The sequence below is a fragment of the Mesorhizobium sp. M7A.F.Ca.CA.004.04.2.1 genome (genome assembly GCF_004022825.1).
Lineage (GTDB): Bacteria > Pseudomonadota > Alphaproteobacteria > Rhizobiales > Rhizobiaceae > Mesorhizobium.
In genome coordinates this window covers 1-5,609 of sequence record NZ_RZPH01000331.1, presented here as the reverse complement: position 1 = coordinate 5,609, position 5,609 = coordinate 1, and the positions used below count along the sequence as shown (strand labels likewise).

The window sequence follows — 5,609 nt, the reverse complement described above, 5'->3', positions numbered from 1 at the left end:
CCAACCCCGGCACCGCCGGGGATGGGTGGATGTGACGGGTTCAACAAGAATTGTACGGGCATTAGACACGGCTCATTGAATCGCGAGCCCAGCCACCCCAGATTCGGTGCTGGGCGTTCCCTGCCCCGTCCCGACTCCAGCGGGACGCATTGAACCCCGCCGGACCTTGTTCGGCGGGGTTTTTTGTCTTGCAAACGGTGGCGGCGTGGCCGAATACGACCATTGTCTGAGAGATAACCAGCCGGAATCATCCCATGAAGCGTCTCGAACTCGCCATCGAATCGATCATTCTCGCTTCACGCTGGTTGCTCGTCGTTTTCTATATCGGCCTGGCCCTGGCATTGGCCGTCTATGCGCTGTCATTCGGCAAGAAGCTTTATGAGTTCATTACCCTGGCGTTCACGCTCGGTGACACCGACACCATCCTCAAGATGCTCGGCCTGATCGATGCCGCACTGGTTGCCTCGCTGGTGGTGATGGTCATCATCTCGGGCTACGAGAACTTCGTCAGCCGCTTCGACGACCAGGAGGGTGGCGTGCACTGGCTGGGCACCATCGATGTCGGCTCGCTGAAGGTCAAGGTTGCCTCGACCATCGTCGCCATCTCGTCCATCCACCTTTTGCAGGTGTTTTTGAACTCGTCGACCTACACGACCGACCAGCTGATGTGGCTGACCATCATCCATCTCGCCTTCGTCGTCTCGGCCCTCATGCTCGCCTATATCGACCGGCTGATGGGCCTCGGCAAAGGCAAGAAGGATGAGGCGTAAGCAAGCGCCTGCCGGACCTTGAATCACTCCGGCAGGTTGGCGCCCTATCGCTTTGTGAGCAAGGCTTTGCCGTGGCTCAGCCACGGCGGATGGCTTAGCTCGACGCTCACAATGACGCGGATCTAGTAGATGCTCTTGATCTTGCTGTCCGTGCGGGCAAACACCTCGTCAGGGACAAAGAAATCTCCGGCCAGAGGCCCGGTCGCACCTGGCGCATAGGCTGAAAAGTCGCTGACGCCCTCGGCGCGCAGCACCTCCTCGTCGATGTAGAAATTACCTGTTGTCTCGCGCGCCGGCCGCATGAAGATGGCATGCGCGGCGTCGGCCATGATGTCGGGCAAACGGCTCATCGCCGCCACCGTCGCGCCGCCGAGCAGATTGCGCACCGCCGCCGTGTCGATGGTCGAGATCGGCCACAGTGAATTGACAGCGATGCCGTCCTTGGCGAACTCCGCACTCATGCCCAGCGTGCACATCGACATGCCGAACTTGGCCATCGTGTAGGCGACGTGATTCCTGAACCACTTGGCCTTCATGTCGAGCGGCGGCGCCAGATTCAGGATGTGAGCATTTTGCGCCAACTTCAGGTGAGGAATGCACATTTTCGAGACCAGGAAGGTACCGCGCGTGTTGATCTGATGCATCAGATCGTAGCGCTTCATGTCGGTCTCCAGCGTGCCGGTGAGTTGGATGGCGCTGGCATTGTTGACGCAGATGTCGATGCCGCCGAATTTTTCCACGGTCCTGGCGACCGCCTCGGCCACCTGCGCCTCCTCGCGGATGTCGCACAAAACAGGCAGCGCCTTGCCGCCAGCCTGCTCGATCTCTTCGGCAGCGCTATAAATCGTGCCCGGCAGCTTCGGATGCGGTTCGGCGGTCTTGGCCGCGATCGTCACATTGGCGCCGTCGCGCGCCGCGCGCAGCGCGATCGCCAGCCCGATGCCGCGCGACCCACCGGAGATGAACAGCGTCTTTCCCTTGAGCGACATTTCCTTGCGCCTCCCTTGCAACACAACAGGCGCAAACCTTTGCGCGGCGGGCGACCGCAGCGCAAGACCCGACACGCTGGACACCGCGTTACGCAGCGTAGGGTTTATGACTAAACCAGCACCAACCCTTGGCGCATCGCAATGGCAATCGCATCGGTGCGGTTGGCCGCACCGAGCTTGATCAGGATTGCGGCGACGTGGAACTTCGCGGTGTGCACCGAAATGTTCAGCCGCCGCGCAATCACCTTGTTTGGGGCGCCCTCGGCCAGCAGCGCCAACACTTCCGCCTCACGCGGCGACAGCGAAGGCCGGGCGGCATGCTCGTCGGAGGCCTCCTCCTCGAACGGCTCGCCATCGCCGGCACGGAAATCCTCATGGCGTCCGCTTCCGCGCTCGCCCGAGACGCGATAGCCGGCCGCGGCCAGCCGCGCCGCCGCGGCGATCAACAAATCCTCCGCGCCAGCGGACATCACGGCCAGCACCTCACCGGCGGGCCGCTCGCCGCCAGCGCGTCCGGTCAGCAGCACCCGTGGAATGAGGGCCGGCACGCCATCACCAATGCTGTCGTCAACGATGGCGACGTCGGCTCTTCCACCGCCGGCCACGACCGGCAGCAGGTCATCGCTCGCGGCCAGCGAGGCCGCCAGGCGCTCGGCGCGTGACGCATCGCCAAGCGCAATCAGCACCACCAGCCGCCGCGAGACGGCACCGTCATGCATGATCCTGTCGCTGGTGAGCGTGTCCATGGATGCCCTCAGCTCAGCGGCTTTTCGCCGATTGTCAGCACGACATCGCGCTGTTCGCCGCCGCGCACGACACCGAGCGTCACCGAAGCGCCGGCACTGTCGGGTCCGAGCCTGCGGATCAGGTCCCGCGGGCCGTGCACCGCCTCACCGTTCCACGCCACGATGATATCGCCAAGAGAGAGACCGGCGGCCTTGGCGGGACCCTCGTCATCGAGGCTCATCACCATTGCGCCCTGCGCGTCGCGGTCTCGTACCGGGTGCAGGCCGGCGCCGAGATAGCCGCGCGCGACATGGCCCTTTTCGCGCAAGGTCGCGACCGCCCGCTCGATCGTCTCGTAAGGCATGACCAGCGCCCGGTGACGCGGTCCGAACAACAGCATGCCGATCAGCGCACCCTTGGCGTCGAGAACCGGGCCGCCCTCGAAACGGCCGCCGGCGCCGACGGCAAGATTGATGCGCCGGTCGATGGTGCCGCCGCGCATCGAGCGCCAGGCCGGGCCGACTTCGCCCACCGAGCCCGAAACAGCCAAAGCCGAACCGTCGCTGCTGCCGATGGCAATGGCGATGTTGCCCGGCCGCACCGCATCGGCCTTGGCCAGCGGCGCGGCGCTGACGGCCTCCGCCGGCTTCAGCAGGGCAACACCGGTCGAAGGGTCGCGGCCAACCAGCTCGGCCTTCACCGTTTCCCCCGAGGCCAACACCAGATCGATCTCCTCGCCGGCCTCGACAGCCTCTTCAGCGGTGACGAAATAGCCGTCACGCCAGTGGAAGGCGCTTGCCGTGCGGTGATGATGCGTAGCGAAGCCAGCCGTTGCCGGCGCGGCCTTGGCGGCGAGATCGGCGACGGCTTGCGAAAACGCGCTCAGATTGAAATCGCTCATTAATGGTCTCCTGGGTTCATCCATGCCCCAGATATCGCTCGACAGCGCGTCCGCGGGTACTCGCCTGACGGCTAGTTGCCGGTTTGACTGGCCATCTGGTCAGGTCGCTGCGGTTCCAGCCGCTCCGCACATATAGTCACGATCAAGCCTGAACACACGGAGCCCTCCCATGGCCGTCGCCGTCGCCAAATTCCAAACCGATGACACGTTGCTCGACGCCTATTCGACGACGGTTGCCGACGCGGTCGACCGCATCGGTCCGGCCGTCTGCCGCATCGAGCGCGTTGGCGGTCAGGGCGGCCATGGCTCCGGCTTCGTCATTGCGCCGGACGGGCTGGTGGTCACCAACTTCCATGTCGTCGGTGATGCCAGGACGGTGCGCGTTTCGATGCCGGACGGCGCTTCGAGAGAAGGGCGTGTTCTTGGCCGCGATCCCGACACCGACATCGCGCTGGTGCGCGCCGACGGCAGCTTTGCCGACGTCGCACCGCTGGGCGATTCCAAGCGGCTGCGGCGCGGCCAGATCGCCATTGCAATCGGCAACCCGCTCGGTTTCGAATGGACCGTCACCTCCGGCGTCGTCTCCGCGCTCGGCCGCTCGATGCGCGCCTCCACCGGCCGGCTGATCGACGACGTCATCCAGACCGACGCAGCGCTCAATCCCGGCAATTCCGGCGGACCGCTGGTATCGTCGGCCGGCGAGGTCATCGGCGTAAACACCGCCATGATCCATGGCGCGCAAGGCATCGCCTTCGCGGTTGCCTCCAACACCGCCAATTTCGTCATTTCGGAGATCATCCGCTTCGGCCGCGTGCGCCGCGCCTTCATCGGCGTCTCGGCCGACACCGTCAATCTGCCGCGACGCGCCGCGCTCCTGTCGCAAGTGTCGACGAATACAGCGGTGCGGCTGCGCAGCGTCGAGAAGGATGGCCCGGCGGCCAAGGCCGGCTTGAAGGAGGGCGACATCATCGCCGCAATAGACGGCCGCCCGGTCACCGGCGTCGACGACCTGGTGCGCGTGCTCGACGCCGAGCGCATCGGCCGCGAGACACAATGCACCGTGGTGCGCCGCACCGGCGTCAGCCAGGTGACGGTGATGCCGGTTGCGCGAAGCTAGTGCAGTCACCCAGAAGTGTGCCGCGGTTCTGGGACAACGACATGTATCAACACAAAGACTTTAAGGCCGCCGTTGCTCACTCCCCCTTCGAGGGAGCAACGGCGACATAGGCTCCCTTCAGGAGAGCTACGAGTTGCGCCTGATGATGCGTGCCTGTCTTGTCGAAGATACGACCAAGATACGTGCTGGCCGTGCGATAGGTGATGTTGGCGCTTGTCGCCGCCACACCAAGGCTATCCCTCGATGCCAATGCCGCCGCCAATCGCGCCTCGGCCGGCGAGAGGTCGAAAAGGCCCGTCAGGATGGTCGGCGAAGGCACCAGATTCGTCGGGTTGAGAGCCGTGGCTGCGATCAGTATGTCGGCGCCTGAGAGAAGTTCGTGCGCCAGACGGCGAAGAGGGATGAGGTGAACGATCATGGCCTCGCTATTCTCGCTTGGCGCTATGGGCACGGAGCGACCCGACGCAGCGTCACCAGTCCCGCTTGCAATCGCCTGCTGAAACAACTTGTTTGCCTTGGCATCGGCAAGGGCGAGCCCATCACGGGCCGTCGGCACGAACACAAGGGGCAGAGCGTCAAGCAGTTGATTGGTCGCCAGAACGCGTCCCCTGCTCGTCATCACCGCGGCCGGCAGGCCGATCGCCGCAAGCGCCGTAGTCGTAGCGCGCGCTCGTTCCAGCCGCAGGCGCGCACCAATCAGGCCGGCGCGCGCCAAATGTGGCCTCATGCGGTTGAGCTGGTCCAATTCGTCTCGGGATGGCCGATCATTGGTCAGCCAACGCTCCATCGTAAACAACAGAACTTCGCCTGTAGGCAGGGATATGAACGTACCGACTTCGCCACCGATTCCCAATGGCAGCGTCCGGTCGAGCCGCGTCCGATTGTTCTCGAGCGCCTCCTTGGGGAAGTAATCCGCGTCGTAGACGAATTCCGAGGGTGGGGGCAGCGTCAGCAGGAGTTGGGAGACACTGCTGCTCTTGAACCCGCCTTCCGCAGAGATGCCCTCCAGTATCGGCCGGACCAGGTCCGACGCGATGAGCATCGGGTCCAGCCGATCATCGAATAAACCCATACCGCCTCCGGCCGAGTTCGACAGTTCGCTCAAC

6 protein-coding genes are annotated in these 5,609 nt (G+C 64.4%); 2 read left to right on the top strand and 4 right to left on the bottom strand.

Translation table 11 applies throughout. From position 1 onward, the window contains the following. Positions 1-254: 254 nt before the first annotated feature. Entirely contained in the window at positions 255-770 is a 516-nt protein-coding gene (locus tag EN893_RS16260) for a TIGR00645 family protein (RefSeq protein ID WP_127269030.1), read from the top strand. 122 nt (positions 771-892) lie between these two features. Here EN893_RS16260 and EN893_RS16255 read toward each other — a convergent pair whose 3' ends face one another. The 3 genes from EN893_RS16255 to EN893_RS16245 all read right to left on the bottom strand — a co-directional run bounded on the left by EN893_RS16255 (position 893) and on the right by EN893_RS16245 (position 3,386). After that, positions 893-1,759: an NAD(P)-dependent oxidoreductase gene (locus EN893_RS16255; RefSeq protein ID WP_127269031.1), complete on the bottom strand. Its 867-nt coding sequence runs from the start codon at positions 1,757-1,759 to the stop codon at positions 893-895. Between the two features lie 110 nt (positions 1,760-1,869). Next, positions 1,870-2,505, bottom strand: a complete 636-nt coding sequence (locus EN893_RS16250) for a helix-turn-helix transcriptional regulator (RefSeq protein ID WP_127269032.1) — start codon at positions 2,503-2,505, stop codon at positions 1,870-1,872. Positions 2,506-2,513: 8 nt separating this feature from the next. Next, positions 2,514-3,386 (bottom strand): S1C family serine protease, encoded by an 873-nt coding sequence (locus EN893_RS16245; RefSeq protein ID WP_127271164.1) that lies wholly within the window; start codon positions 3,384-3,386, stop codon positions 2,514-2,516. 169 nt (positions 3,387-3,555) lie between these two features. On the opposite strand from EN893_RS16245, the gene EN893_RS16240 reads away from it, so the two are divergent. After that, entirely contained in the window at positions 3,556-4,503 is a 948-nt protein-coding gene (locus EN893_RS16240; protein ID WP_127270143.1) for a trypsin-like peptidase domain-containing protein, read from the top strand. A 76-nt stretch (positions 4,504-4,579) separates the two neighbouring features. On the opposite strand, the gene EN893_RS16235 is transcribed toward EN893_RS16240, so the two are convergent. Further along, positions 4,580-5,609: helix-turn-helix transcriptional regulator (locus EN893_RS16235; RefSeq protein WP_164900914.1), on the bottom strand; the 1,030-nt coding region annotated here is incomplete at its 5' end.